General features: G+C 66.7%; 25 protein-coding genes. 17 read left to right on the plus strand and 8 right to left on the minus strand.

Features of this window, described 5'->3' with window-relative positions:
• Positions 1–68: 68 nt before the first annotated feature.
• On the minus strand, positions 69–2,867 hold the full coding sequence (gene polA / locus IE083_RS01275; RefSeq protein ID WP_189351826.1) for a DNA polymerase I: 2,799 nt from the start codon (positions 2,865–2,867) through the stop codon (positions 69–71).
• A gap of 16 nt (positions 2,868–2,883) precedes the next feature.
• Between polA and IE083_RS01280 the strand changes: the two genes are divergently transcribed.
• The 10 genes from IE083_RS01280 (at position 2,884) to IE083_RS01325 (ending at position 12,495) form a co-directional block, all read left to right on the plus strand.
• Positions 2,884–3,612: an LOG family protein gene (locus tag IE083_RS01280; protein ID WP_189351827.1), complete on the plus strand. Its 729-nt coding sequence runs from the start codon at positions 2,884–2,886 to the stop codon at positions 3,610–3,612.
• 49 nt (positions 3,613–3,661) lie between these two features.
• A complete protein-coding gene (locus IE083_RS01285) occupies positions 3,662–3,973 on the plus strand; it encodes a DUF2782 domain-containing protein (protein ID WP_120809321.1) in 312 nt (103 codons plus the stop codon).
• Positions 3,974–3,982: 9 nt separating this feature from the next.
• A complete protein-coding gene (gene thrB, locus IE083_RS01290) occupies positions 3,983–4,921 on the plus strand; it encodes a homoserine kinase (protein ID WP_189351828.1) in 939 nt (312 codons plus the stop codon).
• 108 nt (positions 4,922–5,029) lie between these two features.
• Positions 5,030–5,728 (plus strand): winged helix-turn-helix domain-containing protein, encoded by a 699-nt coding sequence (locus IE083_RS01295; RefSeq protein WP_189351829.1) that lies wholly within the window; start codon positions 5,030–5,032, stop codon positions 5,726–5,728.
• Positions 5,725–7,065: an ATP-binding protein gene (locus IE083_RS01300; protein WP_189351830.1), complete on the plus strand. Its 1,341-nt coding sequence runs from the start codon at positions 5,725–5,727 to the stop codon at positions 7,063–7,065. The genes IE083_RS01295 and IE083_RS01300 overlap by 4 nt, the downstream gene beginning before the upstream one ends.
• A gap of 106 nt (positions 7,066–7,171) precedes the next feature.
• Entirely contained in the window at positions 7,172–7,762 is a 591-nt protein-coding gene (locus tag IE083_RS01305; protein ID WP_189351831.1) for a porin family protein, read from the plus strand.
• A gap of 159 nt (positions 7,763–7,921) precedes the next feature.
• The gene (hemF, locus tag IE083_RS01310) at positions 7,922–8,839 is read left to right on the plus strand and encodes an oxygen-dependent coproporphyrinogen oxidase (RefSeq protein ID WP_189351832.1); all 918 of its coding nucleotides are present in this window, start codon (positions 7,922–7,924) and stop codon (positions 8,837–8,839) included.
• A gap of 90 nt (positions 8,840–8,929) precedes the next feature.
• Positions 8,930–10,933, plus strand: a complete 2,004-nt coding sequence (locus tag IE083_RS01315; RefSeq protein WP_189351833.1) for a methyl-accepting chemotaxis protein — start codon at positions 8,930–8,932, stop codon at positions 10,931–10,933.
• A gap of 157 nt (positions 10,934–11,090) precedes the next feature.
• Entirely contained in the window at positions 11,091–11,492 is a 402-nt protein-coding gene (locus tag IE083_RS01320) for an HIT family protein (RefSeq protein ID WP_189351834.1), read from the plus strand.
• Between the two features lie 148 nt (positions 11,493–11,640).
• Complete coding sequence (locus tag IE083_RS01325) at positions 11,641–12,495, plus strand: sulfurtransferase (protein ID WP_189351835.1); 855 nt, start codon at positions 11,641–11,643, stop codon at positions 12,493–12,495.
• An 81-nt stretch (positions 12,496–12,576) separates the two neighbouring features.
• Here IE083_RS01325 and IE083_RS01330 read toward each other — a convergent pair whose 3' ends face one another.
• Entirely contained in the window at positions 12,577–13,173 is a 597-nt protein-coding gene (locus tag IE083_RS01330) for an RBBP9/YdeN family alpha/beta hydrolase (protein ID WP_189351836.1), read from the minus strand.
• Positions 13,173–13,946, minus strand: coding sequence for an exodeoxyribonuclease III (locus IE083_RS01335; RefSeq protein WP_189351837.1), 774 nt, complete (start codon positions 13,944–13,946; stop codon positions 13,173–13,175). Before IE083_RS01335 ends, IE083_RS01330 begins: the two co-directional genes overlap by 1 nt.
• Positions 13,947–14,021: 75 nt before the next feature.
• Between IE083_RS01335 and pyrE the strand changes: the two genes are divergently transcribed.
• Positions 14,022–14,666: an orotate phosphoribosyltransferase gene (pyrE, locus tag IE083_RS01340; RefSeq protein WP_189351838.1), complete on the plus strand. Its 645-nt coding sequence runs from the start codon at positions 14,022–14,024 to the stop codon at positions 14,664–14,666.
• Between the two features lie 73 nt (positions 14,667–14,739).
• Here pyrE and IE083_RS01345 read toward each other — a convergent pair whose 3' ends face one another.
• The 4 genes from IE083_RS01345 to metX all read right to left on the minus strand — a co-directional run bounded on the left by IE083_RS01345 (position 14,740) and on the right by metX (position 18,511).
• Entirely contained in the window at positions 14,740–15,066 is a 327-nt protein-coding gene (locus IE083_RS01345) for a hypothetical protein (RefSeq protein WP_189351839.1), read from the minus strand.
• Positions 15,067–15,098: 32 nt separating this feature from the next.
• Positions 15,099–16,691 (minus strand): AmpG family muropeptide MFS transporter, encoded by a 1,593-nt coding sequence (locus IE083_RS01350; protein ID WP_189351840.1) that lies wholly within the window; start codon positions 16,689–16,691, stop codon positions 15,099–15,101.
• An 84-nt stretch (positions 16,692–16,775) separates the two neighbouring features.
• The gene (gene metW, locus IE083_RS01355; protein ID WP_047967935.1) at positions 16,776–17,372 is read right to left on the minus strand and encodes a methionine biosynthesis protein MetW; all 597 of its coding nucleotides are present in this window, start codon (positions 17,370–17,372) and stop codon (positions 16,776–16,778) included.
• Complete coding sequence (metX, locus tag IE083_RS01360) at positions 17,369–18,511, minus strand: homoserine O-succinyltransferase MetX (protein ID WP_189351841.1); 1,143 nt, start codon at positions 18,509–18,511, stop codon at positions 17,369–17,371. Before metX ends, metW begins: the two co-directional genes overlap by 4 nt.
• A gap of 174 nt (positions 18,512–18,685) precedes the next feature.
• Here metX and IE083_RS01365 point away from each other — a divergent pair, with 174 nt between their 5' ends.
• The 5 genes from IE083_RS01365 to ybaK all read left to right on the plus strand — a co-directional run bounded on the left by IE083_RS01365 (position 18,686) and on the right by ybaK (position 22,050).
• Positions 18,686–18,865: a protein MIGRI gene (locus IE083_RS01365; protein WP_189351842.1), complete on the plus strand. Its 180-nt coding sequence runs from the start codon at positions 18,686–18,688 to the stop codon at positions 18,863–18,865.
• A 103-nt stretch (positions 18,866–18,968) separates the two neighbouring features.
• The gene (gene mnmL / locus IE083_RS01370; protein WP_189351843.1) at positions 18,969–19,889 is read left to right on the plus strand and encodes a tRNA modification radical SAM protein MnmL/YtqA; all 921 of its coding nucleotides are present in this window, start codon (positions 18,969–18,971) and stop codon (positions 19,887–19,889) included.
• 87 nt (positions 19,890–19,976) lie between these two features.
• Positions 19,977–20,885, plus strand: a complete 909-nt coding sequence (msrP, locus tag IE083_RS01375; protein WP_189351844.1) for a protein-methionine-sulfoxide reductase catalytic subunit MsrP — start codon at positions 19,977–19,979, stop codon at positions 20,883–20,885.
• 1 nt (position 20,886) lies between these two features.
• Complete coding sequence (gene msrQ, locus IE083_RS01380) at positions 20,887–21,540, plus strand: protein-methionine-sulfoxide reductase heme-binding subunit MsrQ (protein WP_189351845.1); 654 nt, start codon at positions 20,887–20,889, stop codon at positions 21,538–21,540.
• A gap of 27 nt (positions 21,541–21,567) precedes the next feature.
• Complete coding sequence (ybaK, locus tag IE083_RS01385) at positions 21,568–22,050, plus strand: Cys-tRNA(Pro) deacylase (protein ID WP_189351846.1); 483 nt, start codon at positions 21,568–21,570, stop codon at positions 22,048–22,050.
• 6 nt (positions 22,051–22,056) lie between these two features.
• Here ybaK and IE083_RS01390 read toward each other — a convergent pair whose 3' ends face one another.
• Positions 22,057–23,259, minus strand: coding sequence for a multidrug effflux MFS transporter (locus IE083_RS01390; protein WP_189351847.1), 1,203 nt, complete (start codon positions 23,257–23,259; stop codon positions 22,057–22,059).
• Between the two features lie 113 nt (positions 23,260–23,372).
• On the opposite strand from IE083_RS01390, the gene arsC reads away from it, so the two are divergent.
• Positions 23,373–23,717, plus strand: a complete 345-nt coding sequence (gene arsC / locus IE083_RS01395; protein WP_189351848.1) for an arsenate reductase (glutaredoxin) — start codon at positions 23,373–23,375, stop codon at positions 23,715–23,717.
• Position 23,718: the final 1 nt, after the last annotated feature.

A 23,718-nucleotide genomic window follows, 5' to 3' on the forward strand; every position in this document is an offset into this window, starting at 1 on the left:
AAAGGTTGGCCGCAACAGCGTGCACCGTTGCGGCCAACCTTTTGCCATGCCGCTGAAGCCGTGCGCGCTTAGTGCGCGCTCTCCCAGCTGACACCGACGCCGACTTCTGCCAGCAGCGGCACCTTCAACACGGCGACGCCGGCCATCAGCTGCGGCAGTTTTTCCCGCACCAGCGCCAGTTCGCTGTCCGCCACTTCCAGCACCAGTTCGTCGTGCACCTGCATGATCAGCTTGCTCTGCAGCCGCTCGGCCTGCAGCCAGTCCTGCACCGCGATCATCGCCAGCTTGATCAGGTCGGCGGCGGTGCCCTGCATCGGCGCGTTGATCGCGGCGCGTTCGGCGCCGGCGCGGCGCGCCTGGTTGGCGGCGCGGATCTCCGGCAGGTACAGGCGGCGACCAAACACGGTCTCGACATAGCCCTGCTCGCGCGCCGCATCGCGCGTCTGCTGCATGTACTCGGCGACGCCCGGGTATTTGCGGAAGTAGCTGTCGATGTACAGCTTGGCAGCGTCGCGGCTGATGTCCAGCTGTGAGGCAAGGCCGAATTCGCCCATACCGTAGATCAGGCCGAAGTTGATCGCCTTGGCGGCGCGGCGCTGCTCGGTCGTCACCTCCGCCAGCGGGGTGGAGAACACCTCGGCGGCGGTGGCCCTGTGGATGTCCTCGCCGCCGGCAAACGCCGCCAGCATGCCGGCGTCGCCGGACAGGTGCGCCATGATGCGCAGCTCGATCTGCGAGTAGTCGGCGGAAACGATCACGTGGCCGGGCGCGGCGATGAAGGCCTCGCGCACGCGACGGCCCTCGGCGGTGCGCACCGGGATGTTCTGCAGGTTGGGGTCGGAACTGGCCAGGCGGCCGGTAATCGCCACCGCCTGTGCATAAGTGGTGTGCACGCGGCCGGTCTGTGGATTAATCAGCGCCGGCAGCTTGTCGGTGTAGGTGGACTTCAGCTTGGTGAGGCCACGGTACTGCAAAATCAGCTTGGGCAGCGGGTGGTCCAGCGCCAGCTTCTCCAGCACTTCCTCGTCGGTGGAGTAGCCGCCGGACGGCGTCTTGCGCACGCCCTTGGTCGGGATGCCGAGCTTGCCGAACAGGATTTCCTGCAACTGCTTCGGTGAATTGAGGTTGAACGGCTGGCCGGCCAGCGCGTAGGCCTGCTGCTCCAGCTGCAGCATCTCGCTACCCAGCTGGTGGCTCTGCGCCGCCAGCTGCTCGCGGTCGATCAGCACGCCGTTGCGCTCCATCGCGAACAGCACCTCCGCCACCGGCAGCTCGATGTCGCGGTAGACCTCGGCCAGCTTGCCATTCAGCAGCGGCGCGAAGTGCTGCGCCAGGCGCAGGGTGATGTCGGCGTCCTCGGCCGCGTAGTTGGCCGCAACGTCCACCGCCACCTCGGCAAAGCCGATCTGCTTGGCGCCCTTGCCGCAGATTTCCTCATAGCTGACCGTGGTTTCGTTCAGATGACGGCGCGCCAGCTCGTCCATGCCGTGGCGTTCGTGACTCTCGATCACGTAGGAGGCCAGCAGCGTGTCGTCGACCACGCCGCGCAGGGTGATGCCGTGGTTGGCAAACACGTGGCGGTCGTACTTCAGGTTCTGCCCCAGCTTTTTCTTGCCGGCGTCTTCCAGCCACGGCTTGAGCCTGGCCAGCGTGGCGTCGAAGTCCAGCTGCTGCGGCGCGTCCGGGCCGCGGTGCGCCAGCGGCAGGTAGGCGGCCTGCCCCGCCGCCACCGAGAAGCTGATGCCGACCAGGCGCGCCTGCATCTGGTCGAGGCTGGTGGTCTCGGTGTCCAGCGACACCACCTCGGCTGCGGCCAAGCTTTGCAGCCACTCGTCCAGCTGCTCAGTACTGAGGATGGTGTCGTAGTGGCGCGCGATGGCGGCGACGGGCTCGCTGGCGGCAACGACGTCCGGCACCGTCGCGCTGTCGTCACCGAACAGGTCGCCGCTGGTATGCAGCGCCGGCTGCGCCCGCGGGGCGGCCAGCGTGACGGTGGCGGTATCGGAAACCGCTTCGCTGACTTCGCGCAGGAAGGTGCGGAAGCCGCACTCGGCGAACAACTCCGCCAGCCGCGCCTTATCCTTGCTGCCGTGCAGCAGGCTGTCCATGCCCTGCGGCAGCTCCGCCTGCAGCGGCACGTCGCACTTGATGGTGATCAGCTCGCGCCCTTTGGGCAGCCATTCCAGCGCCGCGCGCAGATTGTCGCCGACCTTGCCGCCGACCTTGTCCGCCTGCGCGATGACCCCGGCCAGCGTGCCGTACTCTTCCAGCCACTTCACCGCCGTCTTCGGGCCACACTTGTCGACGCCGGGCACGTTGTCGACCTTGTCGCCGATCAGCGTCAGGTAGTCGATGATCAGGCTCGGCGGCACGCCGAATTTTTCCTTCACCCCGGCCTCGTCCAGCAGCTCGTTGGTCATGGTGTTGACCAGCGTCACCGCCGGCGTCACCAGCTGCGCCATGTCCTTGTCGCCGGTGGACACGATCACTTTCATGCCGGCGGCCTCGGCCGTGCGGGCCAGGGTGCCGATCACGTCGTCGGCCTCGACGCCGTCCACCATCAACAGCGGCCAGCCGCTGGCGCGCACCACCTCGTGCACGGTGAGCACCTGCGCGGCGAGGTCGCTCGGCATCGACGGCCGGTTGGCCTTGTACTCCGGGTACAGCTCGTCGCGGAAAGTCTTACCTTTAGCATCGAAAATGCAGGCGCTATAATCGAACTGCACTTCCTTTTCCAGCCGGCGCAGCATGTTGACCATGCCGTAGATGGCACCGGTCGGGTCGCCGGCGGGTGAGCGCAAGTCGGGCATCGCATGGAAGGCCCGGTACAAATAAGAAGAGCCATCAATCAATAACAGGGTTTTCATAAGAAAAGGGGCAGATATGAGCTTGTCCGATAAATTACCGCAAACCAGCGACCGCTACGCGATGATGCAGCGTTTCCGCTCGCGCGAAGCCTGGCATGTGATGAAAATTCTGTCGGAATTTGTTGAATCGGCAGAAGAACTGCAACAGATCAGTCCCGCTGTAAGTATTTTTGGCAGCGCACGAACGCCGCGCGATCATCGCTATTATAAGCAGACCGAGGACATTGCCCGCCTGTTATCCGATGCCGGCTTCGCGGTGATCTCCGGCGGCGGCCCCGGCATCATGGAGGCGGCCAACAAGGGCGCCTTTTACGGCAACAGCCCGTCGGTGGGCCTCAACATCGTGCTGCCGCACGAGCAGCGCCCCAACGAATACCAGGACCTGAGCCTGAAGTTCGACCACTTCTTCAGCCGCAAGGTGATGTTCGTCAAACATGCGCTGGCCTATGTGGTGATGCCCGGCGGCTTTGGTACACTGGACGAAATGTTCGAGGCGCTGACACTGATCCAGACCGGCAAGACGCGCAAGATGCCCATCATCCTGTGCGGCGCCGAGTTCTGGGACGGCCTGCTCGACTGGGTGCGCCAGCGCCTGGTCGGCGACGGCCTGATCAACGCCGAAGACCTCGACCTGCTGCAGCTGATCGACGACCCGCAGCAGATCGTGGAAACCATCTTCACCTTTTACGAAACCCGCGGCTTCGAGGCCCTGCCGGAAGAACGCGAACAGCTGCTCAATCTGTAATATTTGCCGACCGGCGCTGCCCGTCAGCGCCGACAACCAAGGAAACACCATGTCCCGCCTGATCCTGGCCGTGCTGGCCGCCATCGCCCTGCCGGCACTGGCCGATACCCCCGCCGCGGTACTGCCGCCACCGCCGACCATTGCCGCCGACGCCATGGCAGAGCCGGAAGTCCGCATCATCCAGGACGGCGACAACAGCATCGAGGAATACCGTCTCAACGGCCGCCTCTACCTGCTGAAAGTGACGCCGAAAAACGCGCCACCGTACTACCTGCGTGATGACGAAGGTAACGGCCAGATGAAACGCATCGACCCGTCGCAGCGCCTGGTGGTGCCGCAGTGGGTCCTGCTTACCTTCTGAGGAGCAGGCATGTCGGTTTATACCTCGGTCTCGACCGCAGAGCTGGCACAGTGGCTGCAGCGCTATGCGCTGGGCGAGCTGGTCGAGCTGAAAGGCATTGCGGCCGGAATCACCAATACCAACTACTTTGTCACCACCACCCGCGGCCGCTACGTGCTGACGCTGTTCGAGGTGCTGCAGCTGGACGAGCTGCCCTACTTCCTGGAACTGAAGAGCCATCTGGCGCGGCACGGCGTTGCCTGTCCGGCGCCGATTGCCGACCACAACGACCAGTTCGCCTCGTTGCTGGCCGGCAAGCCGGCCTGCCTGGTCAGCTGCCTGGCCGGCCACGATGTCGCACAGCCGAACGCGGCACAGTGCCATGCCGTCGGCGAGATGCTGGCGCAAATGCACAAGGCCAGCAGCACCTTTCCGCGCCGCATGCGCAACCCGCGCGGCCCGGACTGGTGGAGCCGCACCGCCTCGGCGCTGTATGCACAGCTGCCGGCTGCCGATGCCGCCAGCCTGCGCTGCGAGATCGCGTTCCAGGACAGCCACCGCTTCGACTTCCTGCCGCAGGGGGTGATCCACGCCGACCTGTTCAAGGACAACGTGCTGATGGACGGCGACAAGATCGCCGGCTTCATCGACTTCTATTACGCCTGCAACGATGTGCTGCTGTACGACCTCGCCATCGCGCTCAACGACTGGGCACGCGATGCGCAGGGCGACATCGACGCAACACTTGCGCGCGCCATCATCGCCGGCTACCGGAGCATGCGGCCGCTGACCAGGGAAGAACACGCCGCGTGGCCGGTGATGCTGCGCGCCGCAGCGCTGCGCTTCTGGGTGTCGCGCCTGCTCGATTTCTACCAGCCGGCCAGCGGCGAGATGACTTACACCAAGGACCCCGGCGTGTTCCAGCGCCTGCTGGAAGCACATCGCGCGCGCCAGGACTTCTGGCTGTAACGCGCGCAGCGCTGCCCGTCCGTCACATCACAGCCCGCCCGTCGCGGGCTGTTTTGCCTGCTGGCGGAATTGCGGTATAACCGGCCAGTCACCCCACAAGGATCTGCCATGAACCCACGTCTGCTGCTGATCGAGGATGATCAGCGCCTGGCCGACCTCGTCGGCAGCTACCTGCGCAAGAACGGCTACGACATCCAGCACCACGCCCATGGCGACGGCGCCGCAGAACGCATCATCGAGACCATGCCCGACCTGGTGATCCTCGACGTGATGCTGCCCGGCAAGGACGGCTTCGAAGTCTGCCGCGCGGTGCGCCACCGCTATCCGGGGCGCATCCTGATGATGACTGCCCGCGACGAGGAGATCGACGAGATCCTCGGCCTGGAGCTGGGCGCCGACGACTATCTGGCCAAGCCGGTGGAGCCGCGCCGCCTGCTGGCGCGCATCCGCGCACTGCTGCGCCGCAGCGACAACGGTGACGACGGCAGCGACCAGGACAGGCTCGGCTTCGGCCGCTTCAGCATCTGCCAGAGCACGCGCGAGGCGGTGCTCGACACGCAGTCGCTGGAGCTGACCACCGCCGAATTCGACCTGCTGTGGCTGCTGGCCAGCCACGCCGGCGAAATCCTGTCGCGCGACGACATCATGAACCAGCTGCGCGGCATCGGCTTCGACGGTCTCGACCGCTCCATCGACGCCCGCATCTCGCGCCTGCGCAAGAAGCTGGACGACAACCCGGAAACGCCGACCCGCATCAAGACCGTGCGCGGCAAGGGCTACCTGTTCTCGCGGAGCGACTGGGAGTGAGACCGCCGCTGGGCATGGCGCGTATGTTCGCGCGCTACTTCGCGCAGACCATGCTGCTGCAGTTCGTGCTGCTGCTCGGCTTTGTACTGCTGCTGATCGTGCTGTCCGCCAACAGCGAGCGCGAACGGCTGCAGAAGCAGATGGACGGCACCGTGCGCCTGATCCAGCGCGAGCTGCTGCGCCAGCCACCGGCGCGGCGTGACGCCAGCCTGCGTGAGCTGCAGCCGCTGTTCGCCTATCCGCTGGCGCTGCTCAGGCTGCCGCCGGCCAGCCTCGGCGAAGAGGCGCGCGCACGGCTGGCCAGCGGCCAGAGCTGGCTCGACAGCAGCCAGCAGAACCTGTACGCGCCACTGCCCGGCACCAGCCAGCTGCTGGTGATCGGCCCGCTGGACAGCCAGGGCAGTGGCGGCGGCTGGCTGCACAGCGAACTGGGCCTGTTCGTGCTGTGGTTCGCCTTCTTCGGCGTGCCGCTGGCGCTGCTGATCTACCTCAACCTGCGCCCGCACTGGCACGATCTGGCCGCACTGCGCGACACCTCGCTGCGGCTGGCGGAGGGCGATCTCGGCGCGCGGGCGCCGCCGGCGCGCAGCCCGCTGTTCTCGCCGCTGCAGCGCCAGCTCAACAGCATGGCGGAGAAACTGGAAACGCAGATGGAGACGCGGCAGGCGCTGGCACACGCCATCGCCCACGAGCTGCGCACGCCGGTGGCACGGCTGCGCTTCGGACTGACCATGATGGACGAGGCGGAATCCGACAACGAACGCCGCGGCTACCGCGACGGCATGGAGCGCGACATGCAGGAGCTGGACGAGCTGATCAACGTCAGCCTCAGCTACGCCAGGCTCGATCGCGGCGAGGTGCCGCTGGAGTACGACACCATCGACCTGGAAGAGTGGTTCGAAGACCTGATCGAGCTGGTGCAGCCGTTGCGGCCAACCTTGCTGCAGCTGACGCTGGACTGCGCGCGCGGCGAGGCCACCTTCGACCGCCGCCTGGTGTACGTCGCCACCCGCAACCTGCTGCTGAACGCCTTCAAGTACGCGCGGCAGCAGGTGGCCATGACGGTGGCGGCCGAACACGGCCAGCTGGTTGTTACCGTCGACGACGACGGGCCAGGCATCCCGGAAAAGGAACGCGAGCGCATCTTCGACCCGTTCCAGCGTCTCGATCGCTCGCGTGACCGCGCCAGCGGCGGCTACGGCCTCGGCCTGTCCTTCGTGCGCCTGATCGCCCGTCACCACGGCGGCAAGGCATGGATCGCCCAGTCGCCGCAAGGCGGCGCCCGCTTCGGGCTGACATTGCCGCTGCAGCCGGCGCCGTCACAAAGCGTCATATAAACGCACCGCTGCCACACAGTCGGCATACGCAAGCGCCATAGTGTTGCGCGGCGGCGGCACGCAGAATGGACTCATCAACCTCACTCACCGTGAAACGGAGTCCATCATGAAGAAACTGCTTGTCGCTACCCTGTTTGCCGCTGCCGCCAGCACCGCCTTCGCCGCGGAAACCGGCAGCTACGTGTTCGGTAATGTCGGCATCTCCGCCAACCAGTGGACACTGAAAGACGGCGCCGCCAACCGCGCCGGCGTCAGCGACCGCAAGGTCAACGACGACGATGCCACCTCCGGCATGGCCGAGATCGGCATCGGCCAGCGCATCAACGACAACTTTGCGGTCGAGGGCAGCTACCTGCGCCACGGCGGCGCCACCGCGCTGAACGGTGCCGGCAGCCTGGACTACGACACTTTTCGTGTCGCTGCACTTGGCATCATCCCGGTAAGCCAGCAGCTTGAGGTCTACGGCAAGGTGTCCGCCAACCACATCCGCAGCAAGTTCAACAGTGCCTCGCCCGCGCTGGCCAGCAGCAAGGACAGCAGCTTCGGCATGGGGCTGGGCGTCGGTGCCGCCTACAACTTTGACAAGAACCTGTCCGCCCGCGTCGAGTACGAAGGCATCGGCAACATCGGCCACAAAGACATCACCGACACCGCACCGGTCGGCACGCTGAAAGTCGGCCTGGGTTACCGCTTCTGATTCCCTGCTGCTCCATTTAGTCCTCGTGTGCATTTGCCCGCCGCTCCGGCGGGCTTTTTTTCGTTGTCCGCGCCCTGCCCGGCCAATGAGCACACCACGGCGGCGACCGCCGCCGCTTTTGCTACAATCGGCGCTTGTTGACCCAATCAGGACATTGCGATGAGCCACCCCCACGCCAACCAAGTGAAAGCCTTCCTGCTCGACTTGCAAAACCGCATCTGCGCCGGGCTGGAAGGCGCCGACGGTGGCGCCCGCTTCATCGCCGACAGCTGGCAGCGCGGCGACACCGGTCTTGGCGGCGGTGGCATCAGCCGCGTGCTGAGCGGCGGCGCGGTGTTCGAGCAGGCCGGCGTCAATTTCTCGCACGTCACCGGCCCGGCGCTGCCGGCCTCCGCCACCGCGCACCGTCCGGAGCTGGCCGGCCGCCGCTTCGAGGCGATGGGCGTGTCGCTGGTGATCCACCCGGAAAACCCCTACGTGCCGACCAGCCACGCCAACGTGCGCTTCTTCATCGCCGAGAAGGAGGGCGAGGCGCCGGTGTGGTGGTTCGGCGGCGGCTTCGACCTCACCCCTTATTACGGCAACGCCGACGACGTGGTGCACTGGCACACGGTGGCGCGTGACCTGTGCGCGCCGTTCGGCGCCGACACCTACCCGAAATACAAGCAATGGTGTGACGAGTACTTCTATCTCAAGCACCGCGACGAGGCGCGCGGCATCGGCGGCCTGTTCTTCGACGACCTCAACCAGCCGGACTTTGACACCAGCTTCGCCTTCATGCAGGCGGTGGGCAACGGCTACCTCGACGCCTACCTGCCGATCGTCAAACGCCGCAAGGCGACAAAGTGGGGCGAGCGCGAGCGCCAGTTCCAGCTCTACCGCCGCGGCCGTTACGTGGAATTCAACCTGGTGTGGGACCGCGGCACGCTGTTCGGCCTGCAAAGCGGCGGCCGCACCGAATCCATCCTGATGTCGATGCCGCCGCTGGTACGCTGGGAATACGGCTACCAGCCGGAGGCCGGCAGCGCGGAGGCGGCGCTGTACAGCGACTTCCTGCCGGTGCGCGACTGGGTGTGACGGCAACTGCCTGAACGGTCAGCCCCCTTCATCCTGCCGGCCGGTGATAGACTCCCCCCACAACATAGCCATATATCATGGGAGGACATCATGAACACCCTTTCCCGCCTGTCCATCCGGACGCGCATCCTGCTCGCTGTCGCGTTGTCCGTGCTGGTCGGTTTTTCCCTCACCCTGTTCATCATCATCCAGCAGCAGGCCAGCGCCGCGCGCGAACAGGGGCTGCAGTCAGCCGCCCACCTGGCACGGGCCGAGGCCGAGAACGTCGCGCGCACTTTCCGTAGTGCGTTCGACAGTGTGCACGGCGTCGGCAGCGCCTTCGTCGGGCTGAAGCACAGCGGCGTCACCGAGCGCAAGGCCTACGACGCGATTATGGCCACCGAACTGGAGCGCAACCGCACGCTGCTGGCGTTGTCCAGCGCCTGGGAGCCCAACGCGCTGGACGGCCGCGACGCCGAATTCGTCGACCAGCCGGCCCACGACAAAACCGGGCGCTACATCCCGTACTGGAACCGTGGCAGCGACAAAGTGGCGGTCGAGCCGCTGGTCGATTACGAGAAGACCGACGCCGACAACTACTACTTCGCCCCCAAGCAGAGCGGCCGTGACTACCTGATGGAACCCTACGTCTACCCGGTCGGCGGCAAGCCGGTACTGATGACCTCGGCGATGGCGCCGCTGAAGGTGGACGGCCGCTTTGTCGGTGTGGTCGGTGCCGACTTCGCGCTGGCCGACCTGCAGGCGGCGCTGGCGCCGCTGCACCCGATGGCGGACGGCTACGTGACGCTGCTGTCCAATGCCGGCCACTACGTTGCCCACCCGGACCCGGCGCGCGCCGGCAAGCCCGCCAGCGAGCTGCCCGCCGCAGCACTGGCGGCAATCAAGGCCGGTCAGCCCTACCACTTCGTCGACGCCGCCGACAATGCATACTTCCTCGCCCCGGTGGTTGCCAGCGGCGAGGCTGCGCCGTGGTCGCTGGCCGTCACCATCCCGATGGCCAGCATACTGCGCGACGTGGATGCCACCCGTAAGCTGTCGATGCTGATCGCCGCAATCGCCATCGCCGCCATCCTGGCCGGCCTCGCACTGCTGCTGAGCTGGCTGACCCGCCCGCTGCTCACGCTCAGGGAGGCGATGGGGCAGCTGGCCGGCGGCGGCGGCGACCTCAGCCGGCGGCTGCCGGTCGCCCGCCACGACGAGCTGGGCGAGGCCTCGTCGGCGTTCAACCGCTTCATGGACATCCTGCGCCCCATGGTCGCCCAGGTGAAGCAGGAGGCCACTGAACTGCGCCACGGCACCCACGGCCTCGCTCAGATCACCGACACCATCGCCGACGGCTCGGCCGCGCAGGCCAAGGCCGCCAGCGCCACCGCCGGCTCGGTCAACCACCTCACCGCCAACGTCAGCCAGATCGCCGACAGTGCACGCGATGCCGAAGTGCTGATGCAGGAAGCCAGCAACAACGCCGACAAGGCTGCCGGCACCGTCGGCAACACCGTCAGCGAGATCCACGGCATCGCCAGCGCAGTCCGGCTACTGGGATCGACACTGGACGTGCTGGGGCGGCGCTCCGATGACATCAACGGCATCGTCCGCGTGATCCACGACATCGCCGACCAGACCAACCTGCTGGCACTGAATGCGGCGATCGAGGCGGCACGCGCCGGCGAGATGGGGCGCGGCTTCGCGGTAGTCGCCGACGAGGTGCGCAAGCTGGCCGAGCGCACCGGCAACTCGACGGTGGAAATCGGCCAGATGATCACCTCCATGCACCAGGAAACACGCAAGGCTCTGGATGGCATGGGCGACGCCATCGCCCGCGTCGAATCCGGCGTCGCGCTGGCACAGTCCGCCGCCAGCGAGATCGAGCAGATCAACGGCGGCCTGTCCAGCGTGATGACGCGGATGCACAGCATCTCGTCTGCCACCCAGCAGCAGTCGGCGGCGATGCAGAACATCGCCAGCCATGTCGAACAGATCAGCCAGATGGCGCAACAGACCGACCACGCGGTATCGGAATGCCGGCACGCGGTGCGCTCGCTGGAGGCGCGCTCCGACCAGCTGGACACGCTGACCCAGGGCTTCCGCACCTGACACTGCGGCCAACCTTGCGCCGCCGGCGCGGCACATCGACGACACCGGCCGCCGCCCGCGCTTAACAGCCGCGCGCGGCTTGGGCACAATCGGGCACCCCCTCCCTCAACCACAGGCAGGACGGCCGCCCGCCCCCTGCCACGCTTGGAACCAGCCCATGAACTGTGAACTGTGCCACCAGGACGGTGGCGACATCCTGTACCGCGACGACAAGCTGCGGGTGATTCTGGTGGCCGATGCCGACTACCCGGCGTTCTGCCGCGTGATCTGGCACGCACACGTCAAGGAGATGACCGACCTTGCCCCCGCCGACCGCGCCCACGTGCTGGACTGGGTGCTGCGCACCGAGCGGGCACTGCGCGATGTCTTGAACCCGGACAAGATCAACCTCGCCAGCTTCGGCAACATGGTGCCGCACCTGCACTGGCACGTGATCCCGCGCTTTGCCGACGACAAACACTTCCCCAATCCGCTGTGGGGTGCGGCGATGCGCGACGGCGTGGCGCACAGCACGCCAACGTTGGCCGCACAGCTGCGCCACGCGCTGCAGGCCGGCTGAATGCCGCGGCGGCATTGCCGCCATGGCAGGCGGGTGGTAAGGTGAACCGCGTTTAAGATTTCAAACAGGAACCACTTCCCAGCCGGTCTTGCCCGCCACCCAGACCGGCTCTGAAGCGGCTCCGTCAGCCACTGACCGAGGAGCGTTGATGTTTACTACCCTGATTTCCGCCAGCGAATTACAACAAATCCCGCAACACCAGCTGATCATTCTCGACTGCCGCTTCAAGCTGTCCAGCCCCGTTGCCGACCCCGACTTCGGCCGTGCCGCCTACGACGAGGGCCACCTGCCCGGCGCGCACTACCTGCACCTGGACTACCACCTGTCCGGCACCAGGAACGGCAGCAACGGCCGTCATCCGCTGCCGGACGGGCAGCGCCTGGCGGTCAACCTCGGTGCGCTGGGCATCGGTCCGGACACCCAGGTAGTGGCCTACGACGACGCCGGCGGCATGTTCGCCGCCCGCGCCTGGTGGCTGCTGCGCTGGCTGGGCCACGCCAATGTCGCGGTACTGGATGGCGGCATCCAGGCGTGGCAGCAGGCCGGCGGCGCGCTGGACACCGGCACGCCGGAACGCAGTGCCACCCGCTTCAGCATGGGCACACCGCAGGAAAGCGCGGTGACACTGGACGAGATTGCGGCCAACCTGTGCACGCCGCAGTACCTGCTGGTCGACGCCCGCGCGCCGGACCGCTTTGCCGGCGAGAACGAGACGCTGGACCCGGTCGGCGGCCACATCCCCGGCGCCAAGAACCGCTTCTTCATGGACAACCTCGACCGCGACGGCCTATTCAAGCCGGCCGCACAGCTGCGCGCCGAATGGCTGGCGCTGCTGGACGGCACCCCGGCCGGGCAAGTAATCCTGTCCTGCGGCAGCGGCGTCACCGCCTGCCACAACAAGCTGGCGCTGGAATACGCCGGCCTCAGCGGCGCGCGGCTGTACGCCGGCTCGTGGAGCGAGTGGTGCAGCGATCCGACAAGGCCGGTGGCCACCGGCGCCTGAGCCCGACAACAACAATCCCCGCCGCGGCGGGGATTCTTATTTACAAGGTTGGCCGCAAGGCGCGGCCGCGCTCAGTCACACTCAGTCGAGAATCAGCTGCTGGATCAGGCGCTGGCCGGCCTTCCAGTCGCCAAGGCCGCTGTTGCTGCCCATGTGGCCGCTGTTGCCGGCGCTGAGCAGCGGCACCTGCCAGCACGCCGCCAGCGCCTCCGCCTCGGTCCAGTCGCAGAACAGGTCGTCGTGGCTGGCCACCAGCCGCGCCGGCACCGGCAGCCGCAGTTCGCGCGGCGCGGCAAAGCCGGCAAAGTCGGGCAGCGGCGCCCCCGGCGGCAACTCGCCACTGGCGGCGGCGCGCTGCGGCGTGATCGGCAGCGCCGGCGGTGCCACCAGCAGCACGCCCTTCACCTTTTTCTGCTCCAGCAGGCTGGCCTGGCCCAGCCACTCCACCGTGGTGTGACAGCCGAGACTGTGCGCGGCGATCACCACCTTGCCGTCGCAGTCCGCCACCGTTGCGGCCAACCTTTGCACCCAGGCGTCGCGCGTCGGGTACAGCCAGTCGTCCTGCTCCACCCGCCGTGCCAGCGGATACAGCACCTCCCAGTAGCTCTGCCAGTGGCTGGCGCCGGAGTTGCCCCAGCCGGGGACGGTAATCAGGAACACGTCGTCATCGTCCGGCATCACTCACTCCTGTCGTAGTCCACCGTCAACGGTGCGTGGTCGGAGAACTTTTCGTCCTTATAGACGCTGGCGCTGCGCGCCTGCGCCATCAGCGACGGCGTCACGATGTGGTAATCGATGCGCCAGCCGACGTCCTTGGCGTAGGCCTGGCCGCGGTTGCTCCACCAGCTGTAGCCCGGCGCGTCCGGATACAGGCGGCGCCACACGTCGCACCAGCCGTCGCCGAGCAGCTGCGTCATCCACGCGCGTTCCTCCGGCAGGAAGCCGGAGTTCTTGACGTTGCCCTTCCAGTTCTTGAGGTCGATCTCCTGGTGGGCGATGTTCCAGTCGCCGCAGATCACCACGTCGCGGCCCTGCGCGCGCAGCTGGTCGAGGTGCGGCTTGAACACGTCGAGGAAGCGGAATTTCACGTTCTGACGCTCGTCGCTGCTGGAGCCGGACGGCAGGTACAGCGAGATCACCGACAAATTGCCGCGATCGACCTGCAAATAGCGGCCTTCGGCATCGATCCAGTCCACACCGAGGCCGATGGTGACCGCATCCGGCTGCTGGCGGGTGTAGATGCCGACGCCGCTGTAGCCCTTCTTGTCGGCGTAGTGAAAGTAGCCGGTCAGGCCGTCCGGATTCTGCATCCGCGGCGACAAGTCGCCGGCCTGCGCCTTCAGCTCCTGCACGCAGACAAAATCGGCGTCATGCCCGGCCAGCCAGTCGAAGAAACCCTTCCTGTCGGCAGAACGGATGCCGTTGAGGTTGGCGGAAACGATTCGAAGCATGGGGTCTCCCGTGGTATCCTTGCCGGCAATTTTTCAGCCACGTCAAAGTGTTAATCATCAAAAAGGTATCTGGGAATGAGCGATTTCCGTCAGGATTTTATTCGTTTTGCGCTGAGCAAGCAGGTATTGCGTTTTGGCGCATTCGTCACCAAAGCCGGACGCACCTCGCCGTACTTCTTCAACGCCGGCCTGTTCAATGACGGCGACAGCGTACTGCAGCTGTCGCGCTTTTATGCAAAATCCATCAGCAGCAGCGGCGTAGCGTTCGACATGATCTTCGGGCCGGCCTACAAGGGCATCATCCTGGCCGCCGCTGCGTCGATGGCGCTGGCGGAACAGGGCCGCAACGTGCCGTTCGCCTACAACCGCAAGGAAGCCAAGGATCACGGCGAGGGCGGTAGCCTGGTCGGCGCCCCGCTCAAGGGCAAGGTGCTGATCATCGACGACGTGATCTCCGCCGGCACCTCGGTGCGCGAGTCGGTGCAGCTGATCCGTGCCGCCGGCGCCGAGCCGGCCGGCGTCGCCATCGCGCTGGACCGCATGGAACGCGGCACGGGCGAGCTGTCGGCGGTGCAGGAAGTGGCCCGCGACTTCAAGCTGCCGGTGGTGGCGATCGCCAACCTGCAAGACCTGCTCGGCTTCCTCGAGGGCAGCCCGGAGCTGGCCGACAACCTGGAGGCGGTGCGCGCCTACCGCGCCCAGTACGGCGTCGGCGCCTGAGCGATATCGCCGCGCCCTGTGGCGCGGCACCGCCGCTCACGGCTGCGACTGCTGACGGCAGGCGCGGCAAGTATTACTGCTGCGCCGCTTCCTTCTGCTGCCAGGCATCCTTCAATACCTGCTGCGCCTGCAGCAGGCCACCCTCCGCCGCCAGCAACTGGCTGTCGGCCTGCTGCAACTGCAGATTGGCCTGCGCCAGCTGCTGCTGCGCCTGCTCCAGCCGCTGTGCGGCCAACCTTTGCTCCGCCTCCGCCTGCTGTTTCTGCCGCCGCGCGCTCTCCAGCCGGCTGTCGGCGCTCTGGTACGCCATCTGCGCCGCCAGCAAGCGCTGATCCACCGTTTGCGCCTGCAGCATGCCCGCCGCCAGCAGCAGCGCCAGTGCCATGGTCTTGCCTTTCATGTTTCGGACTCCTTGAATCGGTTTGCGGTTACTCAATCGTCCGCCGGCAGCGCGCCGCGCGGTACGTCCAGCGCCTGGATGCGCTTGCGCAGATAGCACAGCATCAGCAGCCCCGGCAGCGCCATCACCGTCGAGAACAGGAAGAACACCGGCCAGCCGACGCTTTCGGCCAGCACCCCGGACATCGGCCCGACCCACACGCGGCCGATGGCGGAAAACGCCGACAGCAGCGCGAACTGGGTGGCGGTGAATTTCTGGTTGCACAGCGCCATCAGGAAGGCGACGAAGGCGGCGGTGCCCATGCCGGCGGTCAGGTTCTCGATGCTGACCGCGAACAGCAGCAGGTTGTCGACGGCGGTGGCCTCATGCAGCGCCACCAGACCCCAGTCGAACGGCGGCAGCGAGAAGCCGCCCCAGGCGCCCTTGCCCGACACCGCCACCAGCCAGAAACCGAGGTTGGACAACAGCTGCAGCACGCCGAACAGCAGCAGCGAGCGGAACAGCCCCAGCTTCATCATCAGCGCGCCGCCGGCCAGCGCGCCGACGATGGTCAGCCAGATGCCGATCACCTTGTTGACCACGCCGATCTCGGCCTGGGCAAACCCGACGCCCTTCAGCAAAAAGGTGGTGGTCAGCGCGCCGGCAAAGGCGTCGCCCAGCTTGTAGAGGATGATCAGTGCCAGAAAGGCACCGGCCGCCTCCATGCTGAAATAGTTGCCCAGCGAGCGGTTCAGCGTCTCGAAGCGCGCGCGCCGCGCCGCCCGCCACGCCAGCGGGATGGTCACCGCCATGCCGATCAGCAGCGTCAGCAGGTCGACCCACTTTTTCTGGTCCGGATTGACCGGCGGCGCAAGGTTGGCCGCAGCCGGCGCCGCGCTGCCGAACAGCGGCGACAGCACGGCGTCGGCCAGCGGCGCGCCGACGCGGGTGGTGAACTGGTAGCCGATCACCACCGCCAGCAGCACCGCGACAAAGCCTTTCAGGTCGTTGCGCGCGTTGCTGTGCGGCGCGACGTTGCCGGCCGGCACCGCCGGTACCAGCAGCAGCGACACCAGCGCCGCCGCCAGCATCAGCCCCGCCATCAGCAGGTAGATGCCGTTCCAGTTCAGGCCGCTGCCGCTGACCGGATCGGCCCACACCATGGCGATGCCGCCGGACAGGATCATCGCCAGCCGGTAGCCGAACACCCCCAGCGAGGAGCCGAGGCCACGTTCCTGCGGCGCCAGCACGTCGGTGCGGTAGGCGTCGATCACCACGTCCTGCGACGCCGACAGGAAGGACAGCAGCACCGCCAGCAGCGCAAACGCCTGGATGCCGTGCGCCGGCGAGGTCCGGGACATCAGCGCCAGCGTGGCGGCAATGCCCAGCTGCGACAGCACCAGCCAGCCGCGGCGGCGCCCCAGCAGCGGTGGCTCGAAGCGGTCCATCAGCGGCGCCCACAGGAACTTGAAGGTGTACGGCAGCCCGACCAGGCTGAGAAAGCCGATGGTGGCAATGTCGAGGCCGTCCACCGTCAGCCACGCCTGCATCGCGGTGCCGGACAGCGCCAGCGGCAGGCCGCTGGCAAAACCCAGCACCCCGATCATCAACATGCGCCACGCGCCGCTCTTGCGAAAATCAGCCATCAATCCGTCCTGTCACTGCAAAATAAAAAGAGCGCGGATCCCGCGCCCTGAAGCCGCCGGGGCCGGGCCCCGGCCAGCACCGCGTCAGCCGCGGCCGACCCGGTAAAACGCCAGGCTGCCGCGCAGATTGGGCAGGAAGCTCACCCGCCGGCCGTGCGCCATCACCACCCGCTCCAGCACACGGATGTGGTTCTTGGCGCACAGGTTCTCGAAGTCGCCCAGCATGCACCAGTGGATGTTGGGGGTGTTGTACCACTGGTAGGGCATGTCGTCGGACACCGGCATGTGGCCCTGCATGATCTGCCAGCGGTTCTGCCAGTAGCCGAAGTTGGGGAAGGTGACGATCGCCTCGCGGCCAACCCTGAGCATCTCCAGCAGGATCTCTTCGGTGTGCTGCATCGCCTGGATGGTCTGCGACAGCACCACGTGCTCGAAACGCTGGTCCTCGAACTCGGCGAGGCCGGCTTCGAGGTCGCCCTGGATGGCGTTGACGCCGGCCTTCACGCAGCTGACCACGTTATTGACGTCGAAATCGACGCCGTAGCCGTTGACCTGCTTGTGCTGCTGCAGCCAGGCCAGCAGTTCGCCCTCGCCGCAGCCGAGGTCCAGCACGCGGCTGGCCGGGGCCACCCAGTCGGCGATCAACTGCAGGTCGGGGCGCAATGTTGTCAGTGTCGTCATGCGTTCACCTCCGCCGCTACCCGATCCAGATAAGCCTGCATCAGGTCGACATAGGGTTGGTCGGTCATCAGGAAGGCGTCGTGGCCGTGCACCGACTCGATCTCGCCGTAGCAGACGCGCTTGCCGGCGGCGATCAGCGCCTTCACCGTCTCGCGCGAGCGTTCCGGCGAAAAGCGCCAGTCGCTGGTGAAGCTGGCCACCAGGAAGCTGGCGCTCGCCTTTTTCAGCGCCGCCACCAGGTCGCCGCCGTAGTCCTTGGCCGGGTCGAAGTAGTCCAGCGCCTTGGTCATCAGCAGATAGGTGTTGGCGTCGAAGTAGTCGGAGAACTTGTCGCCCTGATAGCGCAGGTAGCTCTCGATCTCGAACTCGACGTCGTAGCCGAACTGGTATTCGCCGGAGCGCAGCATGCGGCCGAATTTCTCGCCCATGCCGTCATCGGACAGGTAGGTGATGTGGCCCAGCATCCGCGCCAGGCGCAGGCCGCGGCGCGGGATGGTGCCGTGGGCGTAGAAGTCGCCGCCAAGGAAATCGGGATCGGTAATGATCGCCTGCCGCGCCACATCGTTGAAGGCGATGTTCTGCGCCGACAGCTTGGGCGCCGAGGCGATCACCAGCGCGTGGGCGATGCGATCCGGGTAGTCGATGCTCCACTGCAGCGCCTGCATGCCGCCGAGGCTGCCGCCGATCACCGCAGCCCAGCGGTCGATGCCGAGGCGGTCGGCGAGGCGCGCCTGCGCGGTGACCCAGTCCGGCACCGTCACCACCGGAAAGCGCGAGCCCCAGGGTTGGCCGCAATCCGGATCGATGCTGGACGGGCCGGTGCTGCCGTGGCAGCCGCCGAGGTTGTTGACCCCGACCACGAAGAACCGGTTGGTGTCGATCGGCTTGCCGGGGCCGACCATGTTGTCCCACCAGCCGGCAGCCTTGTCGTCGGCGCTGTAACGGCCGGCGACATGGTGATGGCCGGACAGCGCGTGGCAGATCAGAATGCCATTGCTGCGCGCGGCATTCAGCGTGCCGTAGGTTTCAAAAGTCAGGCGATACGACGCCAGCACATGGCCGCTGCTAAGCGGCAGCGGCGTGGCGAAATCCGCGTGCTGCGGCGCGACGATGCCGACGGATGACGAAAGATTGGACATAACTGCCTCTTGTGATCGGCGGCGGGGGCAGGTGTGGCGGCCTTTTCGGCTCTGCCCGTCCCCGTTCAAGGCTGCTCCTGAGCAAGGAGAGAGCTTAGCCTGCCGACGCACGCTTGCACAGGCCTGCCAACGCCGCCAATAATCATTCCCTGCAAATTTTCGCGGTTTTTCGCTATGATCGGTCGCCTGTTCCGGCTTGCCCTGCTGTTTGTCACCGCTTTGCTGCTGATCCGCTGGCTGTTCAGCCGCGAACAGCGTCAGACCATCCGCGGCTTCATCAATAGCCTCGCCATCGCGCTGCTGGCCAGCTCGCTGCTGTTCCTGCTGCTGAATCTGGCCGGCATCCGGCTGTAAGACCTTGAACAGGTTCTAAGACACAAGCTTGATCCTGCTCAGCCCGAATCGGCCGCCAGGACGCTACACTGTCCGGTTTTCTATTGACGAGCCCCGGCTGCACATGGACCTGACCCGCCATCTCCACACCTTCGGCCACTACCTGAAGACCCGCTTCGGGGAAAAGGTGCACAAGCTGTCGCTGGCCGGCGACTTCACCTGCCCCAACCGCGACGGCACGCTGGACCGCGGCGGCTGCACCTTCTGCAACGTGAAAAGCTTCGGCCGCGAGGGCGCCGCGCTGTCCATCGCCGAGCAGATCGATCGCGAAAAACACAAGACCGACCGTGCCCGCCGTTATCTGGCCTACTTCCAGGCCTATACCAGCACCTATGCCGAGGTGGCCACGCTCAAGGCGCTGTACGACGAGGCGGCGAGCCAGCGCGATGTCGTCGGCCTGTGTGTCGGTACCCGCCCCGACTGTGTGCCGGATGCCGCGCTCGACCTGCTCGCCGGCTACCAGCAGCGCGGCTACGAAGTCTGGCTGGAGCTGGGCCTGCAGACCGCGCACGATGCCACCCAGGTACTGATCCGGCGCGGCCATGGCCTTGCCGACTACCGCGACGCGGTGCAGCGCGCGCATCGACGCGGGCTGAAGGTCTGCACCCACCTGATCGCCGGCCTGCCCGGCGAGGGCGACGAGCATGTGCGGCAGACCTTGGCCACGGTGCTGGACATCGGCGTGGAAGGGCTCAAGCTGCACCCGCTGATGATCGTGCGCGGCAGCCGCATGGCGGCGCAGTACCGCCGCGGCGAGATCGCCCCGCTGACGCAGGAACACTACGCCGCACTGGCAGCCGAGCTGATCCGCCACACCCCGCCCGAGGTGGTCTACCATCGCGTGTCCGCCACCGCGCAGGCGCCGACGCTGATCGCGCCCGACTGGTGCGGCCCGCGCTGGCCGGCACTGCAGGCGATTGCCGCAAACCTGGCCGCCGGCGGGCCGCAGGGCAGCGCACTCGGCCGCCCGTGGCTGACGGGCTAAGCAGCGGCGCGCAACTGTTTTTGCCGGCGGCCGTCAGATCAGGCGGAATGCTGCGACTAAGGCCTGTTGCCCCGCGAGATCGCCACCATGCTCATCAAGACCCTGACCGACCGCCTGTCCGCCGACATCACCCCGCAGGAGGTCTACCTCAACCGCCGCCAGTTCATGGCCGGCAGCGCCGGGCTGCTGCTGCCGGTGTCGGCCATCGCCGCCTTGCCGGCGACGAAAAGCCCGCTGTCGACCAGCGAAAAACCGAACAGCCGCGACGACATCACCAGCTACAACAACTACTACGAGTTCGGCACTGGCAAGGACGAGCCGGCGCTGTACGCCCGGCGGCTGAAGACGCGGCCGTGGACGGTGACGGTGGACGGCGAGGTGGCCAAGGCACGCAGCTTCGACATCGACAGCCTGCTGAAGATGAAGCTGCAGGAGCGCATCTACCGCCTGCGCTGCGTCGAGGGCTGGAGCATGGTGATCCCGTGGATAGGCTTCCCGCTGGCCGATCTGCTGAAACAGGTACAGCCGACCTCGCGCGCCAAGTACGTGGCGTTCGAGACCGCGCTGCGCCCCGGCGAGATGCCGGGCGTGGCGCGGCGGGTGCTGGACTGGCCGTACCGCGAGGGGCTGCGCATCGACGAGGCGATGCACCCGCTGACCATCCTCGCCGTCGGCCTCTACGGCGAGCTGCTGCCGAACCAGAACGGTGCGCCGGTGCGGCTGGTGGTGCCGTGGAAGTACGGTTTCAAGAGCATCAAGTCGATCAGCCGCATCCACCTGCAGGAAAAGCAGCCGCCGACCAGCTGGAGCATGGCGGCGCCGAACGAGTACGGCTTCTACTCCAACGTCAATCCGGCGGTGGACCACCCGCGCTGGAGCCAGGCCACCGAACGCCGCATCGGCGAATTCTTCAAGCGCAAGACGCTGCCGTTCAACGGCTACGGCGAGCAGGTCGCCGGCCTGTACCGCGGCATGGACCTGCGGCGGAACTTCTGACATGGCCGACAGCACCACCCTCGCCCGCCCGCTGGCCCTGCACTGGCAACAGCCCGGCCCGCGCCTGTTCGCCGCCATCAAGGTCAGCCTGTTCCTGGTCTGCCTGCTGCCGCTGGCGCAGCTGCTGTGGCACGCGCTGGCCGGCCACGCGGTCAACCCGATCGAGGACCTGACCCGCGGCCTCGGCACCTGGACGCTGCGCTTGTTGCTGCTCACGCTGTGCGTGTCGCCGCTGCGCGCGCTGGGGGCGCCGGGCTGGCTGCTGCGCCTGCGCCGCATGCTGGGGCTGTACGCGTTCTTCTATGCCTGCCTGCACCTGCTGACCTACCTGTGGCTGGACCAGTTCTTCGACTGGGGCGCCATCGTGCGCGACATCGTCAAGCGGCCGTTCATCACCGTCGGCATGCTCGCCTTCGGGCTGCTGCTGCCGCTGGCGATCACATCCAGCGACGGCTGGATCCGCCGCCTGAAGCGCAACTGGGGCAAGCTGCACCGCCTGGTCTATGTCATCGCCCCGCTGGGGGTGCTGCACTACCTGTGGCTGGTGAAGCGCGATATCCAGTCGCCGCTGATCTATGCCGCCATCGTCGCCGTGCTGCTGCTGTGGCGGGTGTGGCGATACTTGCGGCCAACGTTGGCCGCACGGGTAAAATAGCCGGCGTCTTGCACTGGATCCCGCATCATGTCGAAAGAGAAAGCCCCGGTCACCCAGGCCATCCGCCTGCTGCGCCAGCATCAGGTCAGCTACAGCGAACACCTGTACAAGTACGAGGAAAAAGGCGGCACCCGCGTCTCGGCGCGCGAGCTGGGTGTCGACGAGCACTGCGTGATCAAGACCCTGATCATGGAAGACGAGCACAAGAAGCCGCTGGTCGTGCTGATGCACGGCGACTGCGAGGTCGGCACCGGCATGCTGGCCAAGCAAGCCGGCGTCAAGAAGATCAGCCCCTGCGACGCCAGGACCGCCGACAAGCACAGCGGCTACCAGGTCGGCGGCACCAGCCCGTTCGGCACCCGCGCCAGCATGCCGGTATACATGGAAGCCAGCATTGCCGCGCTGGACCGGATCTACATCAACGGCGGCAAGCGCGGCTTCCTGCTCGGCCTGTCGCCGCAGGAGGTGATCCGCGTGCTGCGGCCGGTGCTGGTGCAGGCGGCGGCCTGAGCGCCATTACCCCGCGCGGCTGACGCGGCGGCGGTAGGCGCTACGCAGCAGAAAGCCGGTCAGCAGCAGGCCGCTCATGGTCAGCGCCAGCGACAGCGTCGATGTCCACACCAAGGGCGCGATCACCCCGGCGATCAGGCTGGAGAACATGGTCTGGGTGAAGCCCTGCATCGACGACACCGTACCGCGCAGGTGCGGGAACTGGTCCATCAGCACGATGGTGATCGACGGCGCCGCCAGCGACATCCCGGTCGAATACAGCGCCAGCGGCGGCACGCTGCTCCACACCGACGGCGGCAGCAGCCACGCCGACAGCACGTTGAGCGCCGCGGCGCCGAACATCAGGCCGTAGCCCAGCGACACCAGCTGCCGCGCATTGCGCCGCCCGGCCAGCCGCCCGGACAGGAAGGCGCCGAGCATGATGCCACCCACCGCCGGGCCGAACATCCAGATGAACTGGTCGTGGCCCAGCCCCAGGTGCTGCATCACGAACACCGGCGCCGACGGGATATAAAGGAAGAAGCCGGCGAAGTTGAACGACACCGCCAGCGCCAGCAGCTGGAATTCGCGCTTGCGGCCAACCTCTAGATAGTTGCGTGCCAGCTGCCGCCAGGCGAACGGCGGGCGCACCTCGCGCGCCAGCGTTTCCGGCAGGCTGCGCCAGCAGGCGGCAAACAGCAGCAGGCCCAGCAGCGCCATGAACTCGAAGATCGAGCGCCAGCCGAAACTGCCGAACAGCAGGCCGCCGACCACCGGCGCAATCGCCGGCGACACCGAGAACAGCATCGTCACCTGCGACATCATGCGCTGCGCGTCGTGGCCGTGGAAACGGTCGCGGATGATGGCGCGACCGACCACCAGCCCGGCACCGCCGCACAGCCCCTGCATGCCGCGGAACAGCAGCAGCGTCGACAGGTCGCTGGCCATCGCGCAGCCGACCGAGGCGATGGCAAAGCACAGGCACGACACCAGGATTACCGGCCGCCGCCCGACACTGTCGGAAATGGCGCCATGCCACAGCATCATCAGTGCATAGCAGAACAGGTACACCGACAGCGCCTGCTGCATCTGCAGCGGCGAGGCGGACAGTGCCACGCCGATGTCGGCCATCGCCGGCAGGAAGGTATCGATGGAGAACGGGCCGAGGGTGGCCAGTGCGGCAAGCAGCAGGGCCAGCACGGCGTGGCGCTGGCGGGACGATTCAGGCATAGTCGGCAAAGAACAGGCAGGGAAATATAATCGGCACCGTAGCACGCCACGGCGGCGCTGACGAACAACAGTGTGTTCAACAACCCCCAAGACATAGCAGAAAGTAGCGATTCATGATCCGTTTCTATCACAACCCGCGCTGCTCGAAATCCAGGGAAGCATTAAAACTGTTACAGGAGCAGGCGGCCCCGCTCGACATCGTGGAATACCTGAAAACCCCGCCCAGCATCGAGGAGCTGCAGCAGCTGTGCCGGGCGCTGGGCGTCAGCCCGCGCCAGATAATGCGCAGCAAGGAGGATGATTACGTCCGCCTGCACCTGGACGACGTGTCGCTGGAAGACAAACACCTGCTGCAGGCGATCCACAACCATCCGCAGCTGCTGGAGCGCCCGATCGCGCTGCTCGGCGACCGCGCCGTGATCGGCCGGCCGCCGGAGCAGGTGCTGTCGCTGCTGTAAC

This window comes from Vogesella fluminis, assembly GCF_014652335.1.
In the GTDB taxonomy this organism is placed as follows: domain Bacteria; phylum Pseudomonadota; class Gammaproteobacteria; order Burkholderiales; family Chromobacteriaceae; genus Vogesella; species Vogesella fluminis.

Excerpts from the sequence above, each read along its gene's own strand:
- polA (WP_189351826.1), bottom strand. The coding sequence starts at position 2,867 with ATGAAAACCCTGTTATTGATTGATGGCTCTTCTTATTTGTACCGGGCC.
- IE083_RS01280 (WP_189351827.1), top strand. The coding sequence starts at position 2,884 with ATGAGCTTGTCCGATAAATTACCGCAAACCAGCGACCGCTACGCGATG.
- IE083_RS01285 (WP_120809321.1), top strand. The coding sequence starts at position 3,662 with ATGTCCCGCCTGATCCTGGCCGTGCTGGCCGCCATCGCCCTGCCGGCA.
- thrB (WP_189351828.1), top strand. The coding sequence starts at position 3,983 with ATGTCGGTTTATACCTCGGTCTCGACCGCAGAGCTGGCACAGTGGCTG.
- IE083_RS01295 (WP_189351829.1), top strand. The coding sequence starts at position 5,030 with ATGAACCCACGTCTGCTGCTGATCGAGGATGATCAGCGCCTGGCCGAC.
- IE083_RS01305 (WP_189351831.1), top strand. The coding sequence starts at position 7,172 with ATGAAGAAACTGCTTGTCGCTACCCTGTTTGCCGCTGCCGCCAGCACC.
- hemF (WP_189351832.1), top strand. The coding sequence starts at position 7,922 with ATGAGCCACCCCCACGCCAACCAAGTGAAAGCCTTCCTGCTCGACTTG.
- IE083_RS01315 (WP_189351833.1), top strand. The coding sequence starts at position 8,930 with ATGAACACCCTTTCCCGCCTGTCCATCCGGACGCGCATCCTGCTCGCT.
- IE083_RS01320 (WP_189351834.1), top strand. The coding sequence starts at position 11,091 with ATGAACTGTGAACTGTGCCACCAGGACGGTGGCGACATCCTGTACCGC.
- IE083_RS01325 (WP_189351835.1), top strand. The coding sequence starts at position 11,641 with ATGTTTACTACCCTGATTTCCGCCAGCGAATTACAACAAATCCCGCAA.
- IE083_RS01330 (WP_189351836.1), bottom strand. The coding sequence starts at position 13,173 with ATGCCGGACGATGACGACGTGTTCCTGATTACCGTCCCCGGCTGGGGC.
- IE083_RS01335 (WP_189351837.1), bottom strand. The coding sequence starts at position 13,946 with ATGCTTCGAATCGTTTCCGCCAACCTCAACGGCATCCGTTCTGCCGAC.
- pyrE (WP_189351838.1), top strand. The coding sequence starts at position 14,022 with ATGAGCGATTTCCGTCAGGATTTTATTCGTTTTGCGCTGAGCAAGCAG.
- IE083_RS01345 (WP_189351839.1), bottom strand. The coding sequence starts at position 15,066 with ATGAAAGGCAAGACCATGGCACTGGCGCTGCTGCTGGCGGCGGGCATG.
- IE083_RS01350 (WP_189351840.1), bottom strand. The coding sequence starts at position 16,691 with ATGGCTGATTTTCGCAAGAGCGGCGCGTGGCGCATGTTGATGATCGGG.
- metW (WP_047967935.1), bottom strand. The coding sequence starts at position 17,372 with ATGACGACACTGACAACATTGCGCCCCGACCTGCAGTTGATCGCCGAC.
- metX (WP_189351841.1), bottom strand. The coding sequence starts at position 18,511 with ATGTCCAATCTTTCGTCATCCGTCGGCATCGTCGCGCCGCAGCACGCG.
- IE083_RS01365 (WP_189351842.1), top strand. The coding sequence starts at position 18,686 with ATGATCGGTCGCCTGTTCCGGCTTGCCCTGCTGTTTGTCACCGCTTTG.
- mnmL (WP_189351843.1), top strand. The coding sequence starts at position 18,969 with ATGGACCTGACCCGCCATCTCCACACCTTCGGCCACTACCTGAAGACC.
- msrP (WP_189351844.1), top strand. The coding sequence starts at position 19,977 with ATGCTCATCAAGACCCTGACCGACCGCCTGTCCGCCGACATCACCCCG.
- msrQ (WP_189351845.1), top strand. The coding sequence starts at position 20,887 with ATGGCCGACAGCACCACCCTCGCCCGCCCGCTGGCCCTGCACTGGCAA.
- ybaK (WP_189351846.1), top strand. The coding sequence starts at position 21,568 with ATGTCGAAAGAGAAAGCCCCGGTCACCCAGGCCATCCGCCTGCTGCGC.
- IE083_RS01390 (WP_189351847.1), bottom strand. The coding sequence starts at position 23,259 with ATGCCTGAATCGTCCCGCCAGCGCCACGCCGTGCTGGCCCTGCTGCTT.
- arsC (WP_189351848.1), top strand. The coding sequence starts at position 23,373 with ATGATCCGTTTCTATCACAACCCGCGCTGCTCGAAATCCAGGGAAGCA.